This window comes from Actinophytocola sediminis, from assembly GCF_054779715.1.
This window is the reverse complement of sequence record NZ_BAAGXS010000017.1, coordinates 222,708-242,360: the sequence shown is the minus strand read 5'-3', so window position 1 is coordinate 242,360 and position 19,653 is coordinate 222,708. Positions and strand designations below refer to the sequence as shown.

Genomic DNA, 19,653 nt, shown 5'->3' with positions numbered 1-19,653 from the left:
CGTGGTGCTGCCGGTGCCGGTACGGCTTCCCGCGCGCGTGCTGGCGGACCTGGTGGCCGGGCTGGGCCTTGGCGAGCCGCACCTCGCCATCGCCCCCGAGCCCGTGTGGCGCGACCCGACCACCAGCCACCAGGTCGACCAGCGCGTCGAGCACCACCTCACCCGCCTCGGTTGGCGCCAACGCCCCAGCGGCGTCGACCGTGAGGTCACCGCCGCGCTGACCGTGTTGTGCCGGCCGGACGTCGGGTTCCACGGCTGGCTGACCCACGACCACCGCACCACCTCGATCCTGGCCGCGGCCATCGGCCGGGAGGCGGTCCTCGCCGTCCGCACCGGCGACACCGTCGCCCTGCGCGGCATCCACCGCCACCGGCTGGCCGAACGACTGGTCGCCCACCTACCCGACATCGCCGCCGGCACCGGGCCGCCGCTGCGGGTCGAGCGCGCCGACCTGCACCGCACCGACCAGTCCGGCCGCCAACCGACCGATGGCGGGGTCGGGCTGCGCCGTGCCCGGCCGGAGGTCCGCGCGGCCAAGCGGCTGATCTCCGCACCCACCACCGGCGCGGGCGAGCTGTACGCCGTCGACGGCGAGCGCCCGGTCGACTACGTGGACACCGTCCACGGCCGCTACCTGGTCACCGCCACCGACGACCTGCTGGAGATCCGGCCGGCCACCCGCACGGCACTGGTGGCCGAGCTGCGGCTGCGGCGCTCCCCCGGCGCGACTGTCGGCAACTCACGGACACCGAATGACCACGCCAGCTAACGTAACGCCGTGACCTTGGACGATCGGCGACCGATCGACGGGCTCCCCCCGGTACACGAGGCGTGGTTACCGCGGGAGCACGCGCTGCACCGACCCCGCCACGGCGGCCGGCAGCTGACCGCGCTCATCAGCGCCCTGGTCTTCTTCACCACCCCGACGTTCATGTGGCTGTTCGGCATGCGCCCGGCCGAGCTGGAGAACCACGAGCTCGCGAGCTTCCCCAGCATCTGGACCGGCTGGGACTTCCTGACCGACATGGACCCCTGGGCCACCGAGAACCTCGTCTTCCGCGGCGGCGCCATCCAGGCGGCGGACTGGGTCAGCCGCACCTTCTTCGGCGAGGCCGCGCCGTTCGACCAGGGCACCACCACCCCCTCCGGCCCGCTGCCCGGCAGCCCCGGCAACTCCGAGGACGAGCAGAGCACCGAGCCGGACAACCCGGCCAACGAGCCGGACGCCGCCGGGTACCGCCGGGTGATCGAGGGCGAGGACGGCTGGCTGTACTTCGGTCAGGACGTCATCGCCAAGTGCCAGCCGCGGCGCCCGATCGACGAGACCGCCCGCCAGCTCGCCAAGCTGCGTGAGGTCGTCGAGGACTCCGGCCGGGAGTTCATGCTGGTCGCCGTGCCGGACAAGTCCACGATGGTGCCCGAGAACCTCCCCGACAGCTACGCCGGCAAGGACTGCGCGGAGGAGGCGACCCCGAACCTGTGGCGCCAGCTGTCCCGCGTGGCCAAGGCGGTCGACATGCGGCCACCCCTGGCGGCCGCAGCCGAGGAGCTCGGCCGGCCGGTGTTCTTCCCGCTCGACTCGCACTGGACCAACGAGGGCGCGGTGGAGATGGTCCGCCAGGTCGCCGAACGGCTGGAGCCGGGCATCAGCGCCGACTGGGAGATCACCAGCCGGGGTGAGCGGGAGTCGACCGCCGACCTGCCGCCGCTGATCGGCCAGCAGGGCACGAACGAGTCGACCAGCTACCGGCTGTCCCCCGACGGCGAGACCGACCGGACCGCCTCGGCCATCAACGACCTCCGCGAACCCGTCCGCCGGACCTCCGAGCCACTGGACGGGATGATCGAGCGCCCTACACTGCTGCTCGGCGACTCCTTCACCCTGCCGGTGTCGTCCTACCTGCCGGCCGCGTTCGCCGACTCGACGCAGTTGTACTACAGCACTATCGACCCCGACCCGGGACTGGTCGCGCGGACCATCGGCGACAATGAGGTGGTCATCCTGGAGGTCGTCGAGCGCAACATCGCCCGGGGCAACCTGAGCCTGCTCAACGACTCCTTCATCGACCTCGTTCGCCAGGAAACGCAGAACCGTCCGATCCGCTAGTGGAAGAGACCTGAAACTGATGACGTGGCAGGAGAGCCTTCGCCAGCTCGACGCGCGCCTCGCCAAGGGAGAGATCGGCGCGGCGGAGTACCGCAAGTCCCGCGACCAGATCCTCGCCGAGGCATCCAGCGGCGCCCCGGCCCCCGGCCGGCAGTCGCGCGATGACCTGTGGGCGGCCGCCGAGACCAAGGCCGCGCACGACGAGGAGGCGGTGGTCTCGGCCGAGACCACCCTGGTCGTCAAGGTGGACGCCCCGCCGCAGCCGGCGGCCGCCGAGGTGACCGTCGAGGACGAGACCACCCAGGTGGTCACCGCCGACCAGATCCCCAGGACCCAACCCCCGCCACCGCCACTCCCCCAGGCGCCGCCGATCGGCGCGCCGGGGCAGCTGGGACCGCCGGGGGTGCGCCCGACGCCCTACCGCTCGGCGCCCATCCAGGGTCAGGAGGTCTTCGCCGAGACCAGCTCGGCGAACGGCGCGATGTTCATGCGCTTCCTGGTGCCGCTGCTGGTCCTGGCGCTCGTCGGGGCCGGTGTGTGGTGGTTCCTGCTGCGCGACGACGGCGACCAGAACACCGCCAACCAGCCACCGCCAAGCACGACCGAGCAGCAGCAGGCCGGCGTCGACCAGATCGCCGGGCTGCTGCCGGAACTGCCGGGCAAGGCCAACGAGAACAACGGCACGATGGCCCTGGACCAGGCACGTGAGCTGAAGCTGTTCACCCCGACCTACGCGACCCTGCTCGCCGACAACGGCGCGAGCGAGGTCGCCTACCGCGGCGCGATCCAGCGCGGGGTCGGCTACCTGCTGGTCGCCTCGCCGATCCCGCCGGCCAACGGCGCGGACGGGGTCGCGGTGCTGACCAGGGAACACCTGCAGCGCGCCGGGTTCGCCCCGGCGGAGAAGGTCTCGCCGAACGACCCGCCGGTGATCACCAGGGTGGACGCCACGTTCCGCACGTTCATCGCCGTCTACGCCACCGGCGACACCTGGGTCCAGCTCAATGTCTCCGGTCCGCCGAAGGGGGACGAGGCGGCGCTGCGGACCGAGTTCCAGAAGATCCTCGGATCGCTGACCGAGCGGCTTCCAGCCGAATGAAGCCGACCGGCAGGTCCCATGCACAATATCCACGTTCGGGGCGAACGTAGATCTGTACGCCGAGTCGGCGGCCGGTCAGACGGAAGGGGGCCAGGGTGTCCTGGCAGGACGAACTCCGCAAGCTCGATGACGAGCTCGCCGCCGGGCGAATCTCGGCCGACGACTACCGGTCGCGCCGGGACGCGATCCTGTCCACCGCGGTCTCGCCGGGCGCGCAGCCCGCGCCGGACGCGGCGGAGTCGACCACGATGATGCCGCCCGTGCAGGCCGTGCAGCCTGACCAACAGGGCCAGGGCGGTCAGTCGGACGCGGACAAGACCCAGGTCGTGTCCGGTCAGCAGCTTGGCGACTCCGACCGCACCCAGGCGGTCGGCGGCTGGCGGGCCACCCCGCCGGAGGATCCCAACCGCACCCAGGTCGTGCCGGGCGTGCCGCCGCAGGCCCAGGCCGCCTACCCGCCCCGGCCGGCGCCATCGCCCCCGGGCGGGTTCCCGCAGCCCAACCAGCCGCCGTGGCAGAACGAGGAGGACCTCGCTCCGCCGTGGGCCGGGCAGGACTTCCCGCCACTGGCCGCGGCCGGCACCCCGGACTGGGCCAGACAGGGGCCCGAGGTCTTCGACACGGAGAAGAAGTCCAGCGCCGGCAAGGTGTTCGGCATCATCGCGATCGTCGTCGTGCTGCTCGGGGTCGCCGCGGGCGCGTACTTCATGTTCGGCCCGGACAGCAAGCAGGCCGAAGACCCGCCGAAGGGCGACCCGCCGGCCAACAGCCAGTCCGCGCCGCCGACCTCGGAGACCCCGGAGGGGCCGATCGCCGAGCTGCCTGGTGACCCGCAGAACATGTCACAGATCGACTCGTTCGAGAAGATCGAGGGCATCGGGTACCTGACCCCCCAGGAGATCGCGCTCTACCAGGCAGGTGGTGCCAGCGAGTCCGCCGTGGCGATCTCCGTCGAGAACGAGATCCGGGTCATCATGATCGTCGTGACGATGACCGACGAGGCCGCCGCGATCAAGGCACGGGACGAGCTCGCCGCGCTGCAGCTGCGGTTCACGCTCGCCGAGTTGGAAGCTCCGGAAGGTGTGCTGGCCGCGACCAACCCGGAGGCGAGCCGCGGTCCGCTGTACCGCGCGCACTACGCGTCGGGCAACCAGGTGATCCGGCTCGAGACCCAGGGCAAGGACGGCGCCGAGGACCTGTTCGAAGAGGTGCTCGCCAACCAGCTCGAGAAGTTGCCGGCGGATGGCTGAGCCGGCCGCCGGCATCTGCGCCGGAACCATCGTCGCGCGCAACTACATGCCGGCGGCCAGGGTGCTCGCGGAGTCGTTCCGCCGGCACCACCCCGACGCCGGCTTCGCGGTACTGGTCATCGACGCCGACACCGACGAGCTGGCCGAGCTGACCGCGAAACTGCCCGGCATCCGGTTCCTCGGACCGAACGACATCTCGCTCGACCAGGACGAGTTCGGCCGGATGGCGCTGGCCTACACGGTGACCGAGCTGAGCACCGCGGTGAAGCCGTGGCTGCTGACCACCCTGCTCGAGGACCACGAGGTGGCCATCTACCTCGACCCGGACATCGAGGTGTTCGGGGCGTTCGCCGGTGAGGTCGGGGTGCTCGCCACCGCGCACGAGATCGTGCTCACCCCGCATGTGCTCGAGCCGATGCCCCGCGACGGCCTGCGGCCCAGCGAGGCCGACATCATGGCCTCCGGCGTGTTCAACCTCGGGTTCATCGGCGTCTCCCGCGAGGCGGCGCCGTTCCTGCGGTTCTGGGCCGACCGGCTACGCCAGGACGCGATCTCCTCGGTCACCGAGCAGCTGTTCACCGACCAGCGGTGGGTGGACAACGTGCCCGCGCTGTTCAGCAACACCGTGGTGCCCGACCCCGGCTGGAACGTCGCCTACTGGAACGTCTACCAGCGCCAGCTGGCCCGCACCGCCGAGGGCACGCTCACCGCCAACGACCACCCGCTGCGGTTCGTGCACTACTCCGGCTACCGGCCGGAGAAGCCGTGGCTGACCACCACGCACTACGCCGACAAGCCACGGGTGCTGCTCTCGGAGTACCCGGTGTTCGCCGAGCTGGCCGCCGGCTACCGCCGGCAGTTGTTCGACGCCGGCTACCGGCAGGCACTCGACGACATCCCGTACCGGTGGAACCTGCTGCCCGACGGCACCTCGGTGTCCACCTCGCTGCGCCGGGTGTACCGGGCGGCCTGGGTCGACTCGGAACGCAAGGGCACGCCGGTGCCGCCCAACCCGTTCGGCGGCGACACCGCGGCCGACCTGTTGCGCTGGGCGGTCGAGCCGGCCACCCCGGCCCAGGAGCAGGCCGGGCTGTCCCGCTGGGCCGAGGCGCTCTGGCGCTCCCGCGAGGACCTGCGGCAGGTCTACCCCGACCCGCTGCACGCCGACGCGGAGGGCTACCGGCACTGGTGTCGCACCTCCGGGGCCAACGAGCGTGAGCTGCCGGCGAACGCGGTAGCCGACCTGCCGGCCGCCCAGCCGGTGCCCGTGGTCGACGACCTCGGCGCGAACGTGCTCGGCTACCTCACCGCGGAGCTCGGCGTCGGTGAGCTCGGCCGGCTGGTGCACGAGGCCGTGGTGGCCAGTGGCGTCCCGGTGGCGACCGCGGTCGAGGAGTTCACCGTGGTCAGCCGGACCGCGCACCCGCTGCCGGCCGACGCCGCGATCGGCGACCCCCGGCACGGCGTCAGCGTGCTGGTGGTCAACGCCGACATGACCGGCCCCACCCTGCGCATGCACCCCGACCTGGCCCGCGACCGGTACGTGATCGGCGTGTGGTCCTGGGAGCTGGACTCGTTCCCGCCCGCCATGCACCCGGCGTTCGGCCAGGTCGACGAGATCTGGACGATCAGCGAGTTCTGCGCGGCCGCGATCCGCGAGCACTCCCCGGTGCCGGTGCGCACCTTCCCGGTCCCGGTGCGCGACCCGCTCGGCCAGGACGTGCCGACCCGCCTGCCCAAGGCCGACGGGCACACCAGGTTCCTGTTCGTCTTCGACCACAACAGCATCCTCGAGCGGAAGAACCCGACCGCGGCGATCACCGCGTTCACCTCGGCCTTCCCGGACCGCGACGACGTGCGCCTGGTGCTCAAGACGATCAACGGCGAACGCCACCCCGGCGACCGCGAGCGGCTGCGGATGGCCGCCGCCGGCGACGACCGGATCGAGCTGATCGAGGGCTACCTCAGCGCCGACGAGGTCGTGAAGCTGTTCGACACCGCCGACGCCTACCTGTCGCTGCACCGCAGCGAGGGCTTCGGGCTGACCGTGGCCGAGGCGATGGCCCACGGCCTGCCGGTGGTGGCCACCAACTACGGCGGCACGGCCGAGTTCCTTACCGAGGACACCGGCTGGCCGATCCCCTACCGGCTGGTCAAGGTCGGCCCTGGCAACGAGCCCTACCCCCGGGACGCGCACTGGGCGGAGCCGGACACCGACGCGGCCGCGGCCGCGCTGCGCCAGATCGCCGACAACCCGGCCGCCGCACTGCGCCGGGGCGCCGCCGCCCGCAACCACGTGCTGTCCACCCGCTCCGCGACGGCCGCCGCCCACTGGGTGCGCACCGCCATCGAGCAGGCGCACGCCACCTGGCTGCACCGGCGGGCCGACCACCAGGAGCCGGGCCCGCTCGCCCCGTTCCAGCACAGCCGGGAGGCGCTGCGCTGGCGGGCCGACCCGGCCGTGGCCAGCAAGGCCCCGATGGCCGGCGCCCTGCGCCGGGGCATCCTGCGCGTGCTCGACCACTACGACCACCACCAGCGCACGGTGCTCACCGAGCTGATGGACGGCGTCGGCGCCAGCATGAGCCAGCTCGCCGCCGGCCAGCAGGAACTGCTCGCCCGGCTGGAACGCCTGGAACACGCCCAGGCCGGCAACCGCGCGAGCCAGCAGACGATCAACGCCGAGGTGGCCGGCACGCTGCGCGAGCTGCCGGCGGAGATGGACCGGCGGATCGGCAACCAGGCCAACCAGCTCGGCGGTGAGCTGGCCGAGCTGGAACACCGGATCATGCGCCTGCACCACGAGCGCACCGAGTGGATGACCGCCATCGAGGCGACCACCACGGAGCTGACCGCCGAGGTGCCGCTGCTGCGTACCGGTCTGCTGCGCCACCACGACCTGGTCAGCCCGGCGCCCGCGGACACCAGCCAGACCGTGGTCACCGACATCGGCCCGATCCGGCTACCCGCGCAGGACACCGTGGTGCTGCCGTGGATGCGGCGCTACGGCAGCTGGGAGGCCGTCGAGTCGCGGCTGGTGGACGCGCTGCTGCCGGCGGGCGGGGTGTTCGTCGACATCGGCGCGCACGTCGGGTACTTCACCGTCCGCGCGCTGCGGTTGGTCGGCGCGCGCGGCACGGTGTACGCGGTCGAGCCGTGGCCCCCGGTCCGGGAGCTGCTCGCGCTGAACGTGGCCGCCAACGTCACGCCGGAGGTCGCCGCGCGGCTGACCGTCGTCGACGGCGCGGCCTGGGACAGCGACGGTCCGCTGCGCCTCGCGCTGTCCGACGAGGGCAACACCGGGGACAACCGGATCGACCCGGCCGGTGCGCTGGAGGTGGCCGGGCTGCGGCTCGACGGGCTCGCCGGCTTCGGCGAGCAACGCGTGCACGTGGTCAAGTGCGACGCGCAGGGCCGGGACCACCGGGCGTTGGCCGGCATGGCCACGGTGCTGCGGGCGAGCAGGCCACACGTGCTGACCGAGTTCGACCCGGACGACATCGAGCAGGCGGGCGCGCGGCCGGTCGAGGTGCTCGCCGAGTACCGGTCCTGGGGCTACCAGCTGGTTCCGGTCACCGGCGACGTGGTCGAGGCGGCCGAAGCCGGTCGGTTCCTGGCAGGCGACGTGGTTGACTCGGACGAGGCCGTGGTCAGGCTGGCGCGGGACACCGCAGAGGGTTTTGTCACGCTTTGGCTTCGCCCACCAGCCTGATCAGGTAGCTTGTCGCGCGGTGTGATCTGCGGTCCGCGAGGGAGGTCGGATGAGCGAGCAGCTCGCCGCTCGCCCTGCTGACCCGGCGACCGTGCCGAACCTGCCGGCGGTCGATCCGGCGGCCCGCGCGAAGCCACCAGCGCCCGAACCGACCACCAGGCGCGGGCGCCTCAACGGGCTGGACCTGTTACGCGCGTTGGCCTCCTGTCTGGTCTTCTACACCCACATCGCCACCTGGTACCGGTTCAAGCAGGACCCGATGCCGGTCAGCGGAGTGATCGACGAGTACGTGATCGCGCCGCTGCACCTCAACAAGGAGCTCGGCTTCATCGGGGTCGCGCTGTTCTTCGTGATCAGCGGGTTCGTCATGGCACACGTCGCGACCAAGGAGCGGGCAGGCGAGTTCGCCGTCAAACGGCTGATGCGGATCCTGCCGTCGCTGATCGTGGGCGTGCTGCTGGCCTGGGTGTTGGTCAACGTGGGGGTGTACTCGATTCCCGGCGGGGCGACCTCGGTCGGCGCGGATGACCTGCTGGCCAACATGTTCCTGCTCAACTTCTTCATCGACGGGTACTCGCCGCTGGTCGGGGTGGCCTGGACGCTGGTCACCCAACTCTCGGTCTACCTGATGATCGGTGCGCTGCTGTGGGCGTTCCGGCGGATGCCCTGGCTCGCGATCGCCCTGCAGATCACCGTGTGCTCGGTGATCCTGTCGATCCTGCCGAACTTCCGGGGCCTGACCGCGTCCTCGATCGCGAACATCGGCGCGTTCGGCACCGCGATCGTGCTCGGCCAGGTGATCTGGCTGGTGTGGACGAAGAATGCCCCGGTGTGGACGGGTGCGCTGCTCGGTCTGGCGTGCTGGCTGGTGTTCACCTGGGGCGACTCGCTCGGCTACGGCCGGTACGACGACGGGTACACGATCACGCTCACGTTCGTCGCGCTGCTGGTGATCCTGGCGGTGGTGGCGAGTCACCGGGTGCCGAGGTTCCGGCTGGTGACCTACCTGTCATCGCGGAGCTATGTGGTGTACCTGGTACACCAGACGATCGCGTTCACCGTGCTGGCCCAGCTGTGGCCGGACGTGCCGTCGAGCCTGGCGGTCGCGGCGTCCATCGTGGCCACGCTGGTGGTGGCCGAGCTGGTGCACCGGGCGGTGGAGAAGCCGTTCTCGAAACTGGCGACTACCCTCACCCGGCGTGTGTCCCGCTAGGGTGCCAGTAGGTCAGGTTCCGACAGCCGGGGGCGGTACATGGGTAGGGACATTCCCGCTGACCCACCACGCTTGGGTCCCGAGATCGTGCCGGACAAGACCAGGACCTCGTTTCTGGACATCGCCCGTGCGCTGGCGGCGATCCTCGTGGTGTACACGCACATCTACGACGTGTTCATCCGGGAGCACAAGGGGGTAACCACCCCGCCCACCGACGCGGTGGACAACGCGCTGGTCGTGCCGCTGAAGCTGGACGACCAGGGCATCGGCGCGATCTCGGTGCCGCTGTTCTTCATCATCAGCGGGTTCGTGGTGACCCCGATCGCGCTGCGGATGGGACCCGGCCGGTTCGGGATCAACCGGGCGTTCCGGATCTTCCCGTTGCTGGTGTTCGTGGTCGCGGTGGCCGCGGTGCTGATCGCGCTGGGCAACGGGCTGCTGTCGACCAACCCGCAGGAGGTGACCTTCTGGTCGTTCCTGTCGAACGTGTCGCTGTGGAACTTCATCGACCGGCCGTTCGGCTCGTGGGTGGCGGTCGCGTGGACGCTCGCGGTCGAGGTGCTGTTCTACGCGATGCTGATCGCGGTGTTGCCGTTGCTGCGCAAGCGGGCCTGGCTCGCGATCGCGGTGCAGCTCGAGGTCGTGCTGATCCTGCTGATCACCCACAGCGCGTTCGGGGACGAGTACCGCGCGCTGGTGATCAACATGGTGTACACGCTCATTCCGCTGATGGGCCAGGCGATCTGGGCGGCGTGGGCCGGAAAGATCCCCGCCTGGCTGGCCGGGGTGTACGTGCTGGTCGCGTGGCTGATGTTCGTGTGGTCGGGGCATCTGTCGGTCGACCCGAACTACATTCCGCGGGCGTTCCCGATCGCGTTGGCGTTGCTGGTGTTCCTGATCGGGCTGTTCGCCGAGCCCTACCTGCGGCAGCGGCGGTTCTGGACCGAGCTGTCGGAGCGCACGTACTCGATCTACCTGCTGCACGGCGTGGTGGCGTTCCCGCTGATGCACTGGCTGTTCAACCGGCTGCCGCTGTGGCTGACCGTGTTGGTCGCGGTGGTGGGGACCGCGCTGGCGGCCGAGTTGTCCTACCGCTTCGTGGAAGGACCGAGCCACAACCTGGCCAGACGCCTGTCCAAACGCCAGCAGCCGCCGCCACCACCACCCGAGGACGTCGAGGACGAGTTCGACGAGGACGAGGATGAGGACCTCGATGCCATTCAGGATGACGATGCGGAGTTCGACGACGATCCGACCGAGAAGACCCCGCCCGTCCCGCCACCCCCGCAGCGACGGCGACCGGCGCCGTGGAGTCGGCCGCCGACGCCGGTCGAGCTGAAGACGGAGAAGATCGAGCCGGTGGCCCGGCCCAACCGCGAAGCCGGACCCGGTCAGGCGAGCATGCCCCGCGGCGGCGGACTCGACCGCACCCCGAAACCGAGCCACAACGGCTCCGCCCCGAGCCGCAACGGCACTCCCCGCCGCGATGCCGCCCCCGGTCGCAACGGCACCCCCAACCTCGACCCGGCGCCGGGCCGGAACGGCATGCCCCACCGCAACGGCACGCCCCGGGATGTCGACCACGACGCCGGCCCGAGCCGCTCGGCCATCGCCCGCCGAGGCGAACCGGGCGACCACCACACCCCAGCCAGCCGAGACCCCCGGGACACCGGCAGCCAGCCGCACCCCGCACCGCCGATCCGGCCGACCCCGCCCGGCAGGCGCCGAGCCGAGGAGGCCGCCCGCAACGGCACCCCCAGCAACGGCACTCCAGGCAATGGCACCCCAGGCAATGGCACTCCACACAACGGCACTCCACGCAACGGCACTCCAGCCAACGCCCCACGCTGGCCGGAAAGCGACAGCGCCCCCGGCGGTCGCCGCCGGGCCGAGGACCGCGACGACCACCCCCCGGCCACCAACGGCCGCCGCCACCTGGAAAACGGCAACGGCCGTCGCCGCCGCGCCGAGGACATCCTCAACGGCTCCCGGCGCGCCGAGCCGACGCCCACCCCGTCCTCGGTCACCTGGCCGGACGAGCACGCCGACCCGGACGGCGGACAACCACCCCGCGGCCGGCACCGATCGGACTGAGCTGCCGCAAGACCCTCTATCGGGTGACCAGTTCGGCGTGTCCCGCGCCGGGTCCCCCGACCCCGTGGGGCACCGGGCCCACTATCTGATCCGTCCCATGCACCGACCGACCCCTTGCGGAGGACAGTATGTGGGTACAGATCCTGGTGGTCTCCATCGTCGCGATCGTGTTCCTGGTACGGCTGGTCGCCGCGCTCCACGACCAACCGTCCAAGCCGAGAAACTAGCCGTCAAGCGAGATCCGGACGCCGGTCAACTCCTCGGAGATGCCCCAGAGCCGCTTGGCGAGCTCCCGATCCCGCGCCGTGTCCACCGGCTCGACCAGCGTCGGATAGCCCTTGGACTCACCCCGCCCATCAGGCCCCCAGAACTGACCGCTCAGCACATCGGCCCCGGCCGCCGCGTACACCTGCGGCAGCGCGCCCATCGCCGCGTCCTGGGCCAGGAACCGGTTGCCGACCTTCATCATCAGCCTGGCCACCCCGGTCGGGCCGGTCGACTGCAGGTTCGTCGCCGCGTAGCCGGGATGGGCCAACACGCTCTTGATCCCGATGCCACCGGCCCGCAGCCGCCGGTGCAGCTCCAGGGCGAAGACCACGTTGGCCAGCTTGGACTGCGAGTAGTAGCCGGTCCGCGAATAGCCGTGCTCGCCGTGCAGATCGTCGAAATGGATCCGGCCGCGCTTGTGCAGTCCCGAGCTGACCGTAACCACCCTCGGGTCCTCGTCGGACTCGGCGAGCCGGTCCAGCAGCAGCCCGGTCAACGCGAAGTGGGCCAGGTGGTTGACGCCGAACTGCAGCTCGTAGCCCTGCGCGGTCCGACCGCGCGGCGGCATCATCACCCCCGCGTTGTTGACCAGCACGTCCAGCTCGTCGATCCCGGCGGCGAACCGGCGCACCGACTCGAGGTCGGCCAGGTCAAGCTCGCGCAGCTCGATCTCGCCGGCAGGCTCCTCGGCGCGCAACAGCGCGAGCGCGCGGGTGCCCTTCTCCCGATCACGGGCAGCCATGATCACCTTGGCGCCGAGGCCGGCGAGCGCCCGCACGGTCGCCAGCCCCAGCCCGCTGTTCCCCCCGGTCACCACCACGGTTCTGCGCACCTGGCGGGCTACGTGCCCGGCGAGCCACGTCGCCGCGGTCGGCTTCTCGCCGTCGACTGCACTGGTCATGGGCATAGCGTGCCGCACAAGCGGCCCACGCACAGATCTACCGGGAGTTTCCTACCCGGTCGCCGGTTTTCGACGGATCGGCCCAGTCAATACCCACCATTCGGCAGCTGGTTCACGCCCAGTCGGCTCAGTAGCCTGACCCGGTGGAAATGCGTCACCTGGGTGAATCCGGACTGGTCGTCAGCGTGGTCGGACTCGGCTGCAACAACCTCGGCCGGCCAGGGACCGCGGCGGAGTCGCTTGCCGGCTCCCGCGCGCTGGTTGGCGCCGCGATCGACGCCGGGATCAACTTCTTCGACGTCGCCGACGTCTACGGCGCGCCGCGCGGGCGCAGCGAGGAGTTACTCGGCCAGGCGCTGGCCGGCCGGCGCGACCACGCGGTGATCGCCACCAAGTTCGGCGTGGACATGCAGGGCGCCAACGGCCCCGACTTCGGCGCCCGCGGCTCGCGCCGCTATGTCCGGCTGGCGGTCGAGGCGTCGCTGCGGCGGCTGGGCACCGACTGGATCGACCTCTACCAGCTGCACCGGGTCGACCCGTTCACGCCGATCGAGGAAACCCTTGACGCGCTGAACGATCTGGTGCACGAGGGGCTGATCCGCTACGCCGGGGTGTGCAATCTCGCGGGCTGGCAGATCGCCGACGCCACCTGGTTGTCCAGAACCAAGAACCTGCTCGGGCCGATCGCGGTGGAGAACCACTACTCACTGCTGGAACGGGAGGCCGAGCGGGACGTCATCCCGGCCTGCCAACGGTTCGGCCTCGGGCTGCTGCCCTACTTCCCGCTGGCCAACGGGTTGCTGACGGGCAAGTACCACCGCGACGTCGAGCCGCCGGCCAACGCCCGCCTCGCCGGGCGCACCCGATTACTCACCGACGCGCCGTGGGACCGCATCGACAAGCTCCGCGCGTTCGCCGACGAGCGGGGCATCCCGATGACGACCGTGGCCATCGGCTGGCTGGCGGCGCAACGCCCGGTCGGCTCGGTGATCGCCGGCGCGACCACCCCGGAGCAGGCGGTCGCCAACGCCGGCGCGGCCAAGTGGCACCCCGCGCCCGACGACCTGAAGCTGCTCGACGAGATCTGCCTGCCGGGACGTCGCTAGCTGAACGCCCGTTAACCTCTCCTCGGTGCCAGCCGACAGAAGGGACGGGGCATGCGGATCAGCCAGATCGCGGCGATAGTGACAGGTGGGGCGTCGGGCTTGGGCGGCGCGACCGCGCAAGCGCTTGCGGACGGCGGTGCGTCGGTGTTCGCACTCGACCTCCCGGCGGCGATCGAGCAGGCGAGCGCCACGGGCGACCGGGCGGGCATCACCTATCTCGCCGCCGACGTGACCGACGCCGAGCAGGTCGGCGTCGCGGTGGCCACCGCGGCCGACTCCGGGGTCCCGCTGCGGGTGGTGGTGAACTGTGCCGGCATCGGCCCGTCGGCCCGCATCCTGTCCCGCAAGGGAACCCACGACCTCGGCCTCTACCGCAAGATCATCGAGATCAACCTGGTCGGCACGTTCACCGTGCTCACGCTGGCGGCCGAGGCCATCGCCAAGACCGAGCCGGACGAGCACGGCCAGCGCGGCGTGGTGATCAACACCGCCTCGATCGCCGCCTACGAGGGCCAGATCGGGCAGGTGGCGTACGCCTCGTCCAAGGCCGGGGTCGTCGGGCTGACCCTGCCCGCGGCGCGGGACCTGTCCTCGCTCGGCATCCGGGTGATGACGATCGCGCCCGGGATCGTGGACACCCCGATGCTGGCGACCGTGAGCGAGGACTTCCGGGAGACCCTCGCGGCCGGTATCCCCTTCCCCAAGCGGCTCGCCGGCCCGGCCGAGTACGCCGCGCTGGCGCTGTCGATCATCGACCACGACTACCTCAACGGCGAGGTCATCCGGATGGACGGCGCGCTGCGGATGGGCCCCCGCTAGAGGTCGCCGACATAGGGGATCTGCTGCACGTCGGCCGAGGACATCCACCGGCGCAGGGCCAGCGTGGCGCGCACGTCGTCCTCGTTGTACTCCAGCAGGCGACGGCGCTGCCCCGAGTCCGGGGCGGTGCCGTCCATGCCGGCGGCGTCGCGGTACCAGCGCATGGAGTTCTCCCCGCTGGCCTCCGCGTCCCGCCAGGAGAAGCCGGCGGCCGGGGCGATCGTCTTCAGCCCCTTGCCGCGCGAGCACAGGAAGTAGTCGCGCACGCTGCCGAACAGGTCGAACCAGGCGTCCGAGGTGATGAACGCCTGCACCTGCTCGGTGGTCGGGATGCCCGGCTTGCCGGCAAACCGCCTGGCCGACGCGAACAGCCACCGGTTCTCGGCCAGCTCGTTGTAGCAGTAGGCGCGGAAGGTCAGGCCGCGGGCGCTGGCGCGCAGCCGGATCATCGTCAGCCACTGCCAGAACTCGGCGAACGAGCGGGCCTCGTCGTCGGTCGGCAGCGGCTCCCAGGACACGAACGCGCGGTAGCCGTGCTCCTCGCCGACGTCGGCGCCGGACAGCCACACACCCCACAGGTAGGCCCCGGCGTCGCCGAAGCTCTCCATGTCGACGTCGACCTCGACATCCGCCCGGGGCACCACGACCTCCGGCACCCGGCGCACCACCGTCAGGTTCGCCAGCCACGCCTTGGCCAGCCCGATGGCGTCGGCCAGCGGGATGCCGGTCGGCGGCAGCGAGGCGTCGTTCGGGTCGAGCACCGCCAGGTCGTCGACCGTGCGCACGCCGGCGGCCCGCAGCGTGGCCGCCTCCTCGCCGCGGACCACCAGGCTCACGTCGCGCGAGTTCTCCAGCTCCACCCGGCACACCGGCCACCACGGACAGCTGCGGCACTCGACGATCCGTGACGGCGCGGCCAGCGGCTCGCCGCCGGTGGCCGCCGCGGTGGCGATGGCCAGCCGGTCGGCGAAGCGGGCGTCGTACTCGGCGAGCGCGCCCCGGCCGCCCGGCCAGGTCGGCGCCCGCAGGTCGTGCCACACCACCACGTCGCCGTCGAGCCCGATGACCCCGCCGCGGGCGTCGCCGTCGGCCCGGCCGCAGGCCTCGAGCAGCCGGTAGGCGTGCGCGAGCCGAAGCTGGTCACGCGGTTGGGGGCGGACCCGGCGCTGGGGGTCGGCGACCCTGGCCGATGGCACCGGGTCGGCCAGCGTCGAGGTCTGCGCGCCCGTGCCGGGATCACTCACCTTGTGGCGCACCACGAGCACCGGAACGTAACCGTCGGGGGTGGCGACCAGCAGGTCGATGTGGCCTCGGCGGTTGCCGGCGAGGTCGCGCGGAAGCTGGGCGGCCCAGATGAACCTGGCGCCGTCGGCCATCGCGGCCAACGTCGCCTGCTCGCGGTCGGCCGAGCGCAGGTCGGGACCGCGCGGGATCTCCGTCCAGCCGTCGCCGACCAGGCGGGCCAGCTCGTCCGCGATCGACCGCCGGTGGGCGGTCGCGTCGGCTTTGCGCTGCTCACCGGTGGGATCGGGGGGCGCGGTGGTCGCCTCGGCCATCGACGGATCGTGCTCGAGGTGCACCCGACGCCGGCAGCGGTTCACCACACCCGCGTCGAGCAGCACCGAAGTTGTCACGTTTCGCAGTTTAGGCCGACCCACCGACAGAACGAGGCAGGCAGTCAGGGTGCCCGGTAGGTTCTCCCCATGGCACGCTGGAAGCGCAGTGCCCGGGGCGGGAAACCGGGCGAGGCGAGGATCACACCGAAGACGGCCAAGAACGCGCTCGGGGTCGCCAAGATCATCGGTCCGGCCGTGATTCCGCTGGTCCTGCCCTTCGCCGTGCGGGCGTTCGGCGAGGCACGGGACCGGATCGACCGGCTGAAGGCGCGTCGGCTCGGGGTTCCGGTCGGCGACATCGCCCAGTTCTCCGGCCGGGGCGGCGCGCTGCACGCCCGGATCACCGGCGTCGCCGGGGCGATCACCGAGCTACGTGAGCGCACGGGCGCGACCGAGGACGACCGCGCGTTCGCGGTGACCTCGCAGACCACCCTCGAACAGCTCGCCGCCGTGGTGCGCGCGGCCGAGCGGATGCCGTCGGCCCGGCGCCGTGCGGCCCACCAGGCGGTGCGCACCGAGTTGGACGAGCTCGAGCAGCGGTTGCTGTCCCGCCTGGGGATCTGAGCCTCAGTCCGGCAGGGCGTCGGCGAGCACCTGCGCCAGGTGGACGGCCGCGCGGTCGCTGCCGTGGCCGATCTGGGTCCGGCAGCTGAACCCGTCGGCCAGGATCAACGTCTCCGCCGGCGCCGCGCGGACGGCCGGCAGCAGCGCGCGTTCGGCGAGTGCGGTGGACACCTCGTAGTGTTCGCGCTCGAAGCCGAAGTTGCCGGCCAGCCCACAACATCCGGCCGGCACCCTGGTGTGCTCGACGCCGGCGCGGTCAAGCAACCTGGTCTCCTCGGTGAAGCCGAGCGTGGCGTGCTGGTGGCAGTGGACCTGGACGATCGCCGCCAGGTCGACCACCGGCGGAGTCCACTGTGGAGCGTGAGTGGCCAGCAACCCGGCCAGGGTATGGCTGTTGGCGGCCAGCTCGGTCGCACGCGGGTCGGCGGTCAGGTCGGGCACGTCGCCGCGCAGCGCGGAAAGACAGCTCGGCTCCAGCGCGACGACCGGGGTGCCGGCCGCCAGCTCCGGGGCGAGCACCCGCAGGGTCCGGCGCATCACCGTGCGGGCAACGGAAAGCTGCCCGGTCGACACCCAGGTCAGCCCGCAGCACACCGCACCGGCCGGCAGCACGGGATCGAAGCCGGCCGCCCGCAACACCCTGACCGCGGCGATGCCCACCTCCGGGGTGAAGAACTCGGTGAACGTATCCGGCCACAGCACCACCCGCCGGCCGCCGGTGGACGCGGAGTCACGCAGCCACCGGGAGAACCGCCGCCCGGCCAGTGCCGGCAGGTCGCGTTCCGGCGCCAGGCCACCGATCCGTTTGACCACCCGGGAAAGCCCGCGCGAGCCGAGCACGGCGTTCGCCACCCTCGGCGCCACCGCGCCCGCCCGCAGCCACAGCGGCAGCCAGCCCATCGAGTAGTGCGCCGCCGGCCGCAGCCGGCGCCGGTAGTGCTGGTGGAGGAACTCCGCCTTGTAGGTCGCCATGTCCACATTGACCGGACAGTCGCTCGCGCATCCCTTGCAGGACAGGCACAGGTCCAGTGCGTCGCGGACCTCGGTCGAGCGCCAGCCGTCGGTGATCACCTCACCGGCGAGCATCTCGTACAGCAGCCGCGCGCGGCCCCTGGTCGAGTGCTGTTCCTCGCCGGTGACCTGGAAGCTCGGGCACATCACCGAGCCGGAGTCGTTGCGGCACTTGGCAACCCCGACACAGCGGCGCGCGGCCCTGGCGAAGTCGCCGCCGTCGTGCGGGTAGCTGAACGCGGTGGTCAGCGGAAGTGGTGCCAGCGCGGCGAACCGCAGGTTCTCGTCGATCCGGTACGGACGCACGACCATGCCCGGGTTCAGCGCGCCCGCCGGATCCCAGATGGCCTTGAACCTGGCGAACAGCTCGATCGCCGCCGGGGAGTACATGCGCGGCAACAACTCCGCGCGCACCTGACCGTCGCCGTGCTCCCCGGACAGCGATCCGCCGTGCGCGGCGACCAGGTCCGCGCCCTCCTCGATGAACCGCCGGTAGGCGGCGACCCCGTCGGTGCTGCCAAGGTCCCAGTCGATCCGCAGATGGATGCAGCCCTCACCGAAGTGGCCGTAGGTCAGGCCACGCAGGCCGTGCCGGTCGAGCAGCGCGCGCAGGTCCCGCAGGTAGGCGCCGAGCGCGACCGGCGGCACCGCGGTGTCCTCCCACCCCGGCCACGCCTCGGCGCCGTCGGCCATCCGGGTGGAGATGCCGGAGCCCTCCTCGCGCAGCCGCCACAACGCGCGCTGCGCGGTCGGCTCGGTGTGGATCCGGTGCGGCACACCGAGTTCAGCGGCGATCGCGGCCGCTTTCCCGATAGCCACACCGACATCGTCGCCGCCGACCTCGACGAACAGCCACCCGCCGCCGGCCGGTAGCTCGGGCGGCGGGTCGGGGTTGCGGCCGGCCCACAGCGCCACGATCCGCTCGTCCATGCTCTCCACGGTCAGCGGACCGTGCGCGAGGATCGCCGGCACCGCGTCGGCCGCGGCGATGTCGTCGGCGAAGCCGAGCACCGCGAGCACCCGGGTGGCCGGCACCTCGACCAGCCGCACGGTGGCGCCGAGCACGACCACACACGTGCCCTCGGTGCCGACCAGCGCCTTGGCCACGTCCCGGCCGTGCTCTGGCAGCAGCCGGTGCAGCGGGAAGCCGGACACCTGCCGGCCGAGCCGGCCGAACTCGGTGCGCAGCACGGCCAGGTTGGCATCGGTCAGCTCGCGCAGCGCGGCGTCGATCTCGGGGTCGGGGTGGCCGGGGCCGACGGTCAGCCGCCGGCCGTCGTAGCGCAGCACATCCAGCTCGATGACGTTGTCCAGCGTGGTGCCCCAGGCCACCGAGTGCGCGCCGCAGGAGTTGTTGCCGATCATGCCGCCGAGCGTGCAGCGGCTGTGCGTCGACGGGTCGGGGCCGAAGGTCAACCCGTGCTCGGCGGCCGCGGCCCGCAGGTCGTCGAGCACCACGCCGGGGCCGACCCGCGCGGTGCGCGCGACCGGGTCGATGGCGTGGATCCGGTCCAGGCCGGTCAGGTCGAGCACCAGACCACCGCCGCAGGCGTTGCCGGCCAGGCTCGTGCCGCCGCCGCGCGCCACCAGCGGCACCCCGAACTCCCTGGCCGCGGCGACCGCCGCCACCGCGTCCTGCTCGGTGTCCGGCCGGACAACGCCGATCGGCACCTGCCGGTAGTTGGAGGCGTCCATCGTGTACAACGCCCTGGTGCCGGCGTCGAACCCGACGCTGCCGGAGACGGTCGCCGCCAACCGGCGACGCAGGCCGTGGACATCCGTCGCAGTGGTCGCCGCAGAAGTCGCCGCAGAGTTCATCGCTCCACCATGCAGCCCCGGTGCGGCACGATGCCACCGCTGATGCCACCGCTGATGCCACTGGTCCACCGAACCC

General features: G+C 71.9%; 13 protein-coding genes. 10 read left to right on the top strand and 3 right to left on the bottom strand.

Annotation, left to right across the window (positions count from 1 at the left end; all coding sequences use genetic code 11):
* The first annotated feature begins 13 nt into the window (after positions 1 to 13).
* The 7 genes from ACYVIP_RS09975 (at position 14) to ACYVIP_RS09945 (ending at position 11,475) form a co-directional block, all read left to right on the top strand.
* The gene (locus ACYVIP_RS09975) at positions 14 to 769 is read left to right on the top strand and encodes an ESX secretion-associated protein EspG (protein WP_460394410.1); all 756 of its coding nucleotides are present in this window, start codon (positions 14 to 16) and stop codon (positions 767 to 769) included.
* Positions 770 to 778: 9 nt separating this feature from the next.
* Positions 779 to 2,107, top strand: a complete 1,329-nt coding sequence (locus ACYVIP_RS09970; RefSeq protein WP_460394408.1) for an alginate O-acetyltransferase AlgX-related protein — start codon at positions 779 to 781, stop codon at positions 2,105 to 2,107.
* A gap of 19 nt (positions 2,108 to 2,126) precedes the next feature.
* Complete coding sequence (locus tag ACYVIP_RS09965) at positions 2,127 to 3,206, top strand: SHOCT domain-containing protein (protein WP_460394406.1); 1,080 nt, start codon at positions 2,127 to 2,129, stop codon at positions 3,204 to 3,206.
* Between the two features lie 95 nt (positions 3,207 to 3,301).
* Complete coding sequence (locus ACYVIP_RS09960; RefSeq protein ID WP_460394404.1) at positions 3,302 to 4,456, top strand: hypothetical protein; 1,155 nt, start codon at positions 3,302 to 3,304, stop codon at positions 4,454 to 4,456.
* Positions 4,449 to 8,168, top strand: a complete 3,720-nt coding sequence (locus ACYVIP_RS09955; RefSeq protein ID WP_460394402.1) for an FkbM family methyltransferase — start codon at positions 4,449 to 4,451, stop codon at positions 8,166 to 8,168. The genes ACYVIP_RS09960 and ACYVIP_RS09955 overlap by 8 nt, the downstream gene beginning before the upstream one ends.
* Positions 8,169 to 8,217: 49 nt before the next feature.
* Complete coding sequence (locus ACYVIP_RS09950; RefSeq protein WP_460394400.1) at positions 8,218 to 9,381, top strand: acyltransferase family protein; 1,164 nt, start codon at positions 8,218 to 8,220, stop codon at positions 9,379 to 9,381.
* A 72-nt stretch (positions 9,382 to 9,453) separates the two neighbouring features.
* The gene (locus ACYVIP_RS09945) at positions 9,454 to 11,475 is read left to right on the top strand and encodes an acyltransferase family protein (protein WP_460394398.1); all 2,022 of its coding nucleotides are present in this window, start codon (positions 9,454 to 9,456) and stop codon (positions 11,473 to 11,475) included.
* A 223-nt stretch (positions 11,476 to 11,698) separates the two neighbouring features.
* On the opposite strand, the gene ACYVIP_RS09940 is transcribed toward ACYVIP_RS09945, so the two are convergent.
* Positions 11,699 to 12,643, bottom strand: a complete 945-nt coding sequence (locus tag ACYVIP_RS09940; RefSeq protein ID WP_460394396.1) for an oxidoreductase — start codon at positions 12,641 to 12,643, stop codon at positions 11,699 to 11,701.
* A 149-nt stretch (positions 12,644 to 12,792) separates the two neighbouring features.
* On the opposite strand from ACYVIP_RS09940, the gene ACYVIP_RS09935 reads away from it, so the two are divergent.
* On the top strand, positions 12,793 to 13,749 hold the full coding sequence (locus ACYVIP_RS09935; RefSeq protein ID WP_460394564.1) for an aldo/keto reductase: 957 nt from the start codon (positions 12,793 to 12,795) through the stop codon (positions 13,747 to 13,749).
* Positions 13,750 to 13,800: 51 nt separating this feature from the next.
* Positions 13,801 to 14,568: an SDR family NAD(P)-dependent oxidoreductase gene (locus tag ACYVIP_RS09930; RefSeq protein ID WP_460394394.1), complete on the top strand. Its 768-nt coding sequence runs from the start codon at positions 13,801 to 13,803 to the stop codon at positions 14,566 to 14,568.
* On the opposite strand, the gene ACYVIP_RS09925 is transcribed toward ACYVIP_RS09930, so the two are convergent.
* Complete coding sequence (locus tag ACYVIP_RS09925) at positions 14,565 to 16,202, bottom strand: TM0106 family RecB-like putative nuclease (protein WP_460394392.1); 1,638 nt, start codon at positions 16,200 to 16,202, stop codon at positions 14,565 to 14,567. The two genes, ACYVIP_RS09930 and ACYVIP_RS09925, sit on opposite strands and share 4 nt — an antisense overlap.
* Before the next feature lie 69 nt (positions 16,203 to 16,271).
* Here ACYVIP_RS09925 and ACYVIP_RS09920 point away from each other — a divergent pair, with 69 nt between their 5' ends.
* Entirely contained in the window at positions 16,272 to 16,748 is a 477-nt protein-coding gene (locus ACYVIP_RS09920) for a DUF6474 family protein (RefSeq protein ID WP_460394390.1), read from the top strand.
* 3 nt (positions 16,749 to 16,751) lie between these two features.
* On the opposite strand, the gene ACYVIP_RS09915 is transcribed toward ACYVIP_RS09920, so the two are convergent.
* On the bottom strand, positions 16,752 to 19,577 hold the full coding sequence (locus ACYVIP_RS09915) for an FAD-binding and (Fe-S)-binding domain-containing protein (RefSeq protein ID WP_460394388.1): 2,826 nt from the start codon (positions 19,575 to 19,577) through the stop codon (positions 16,752 to 16,754).
* Positions 19,578 to 19,653 lie beyond the last annotated feature (76 nt).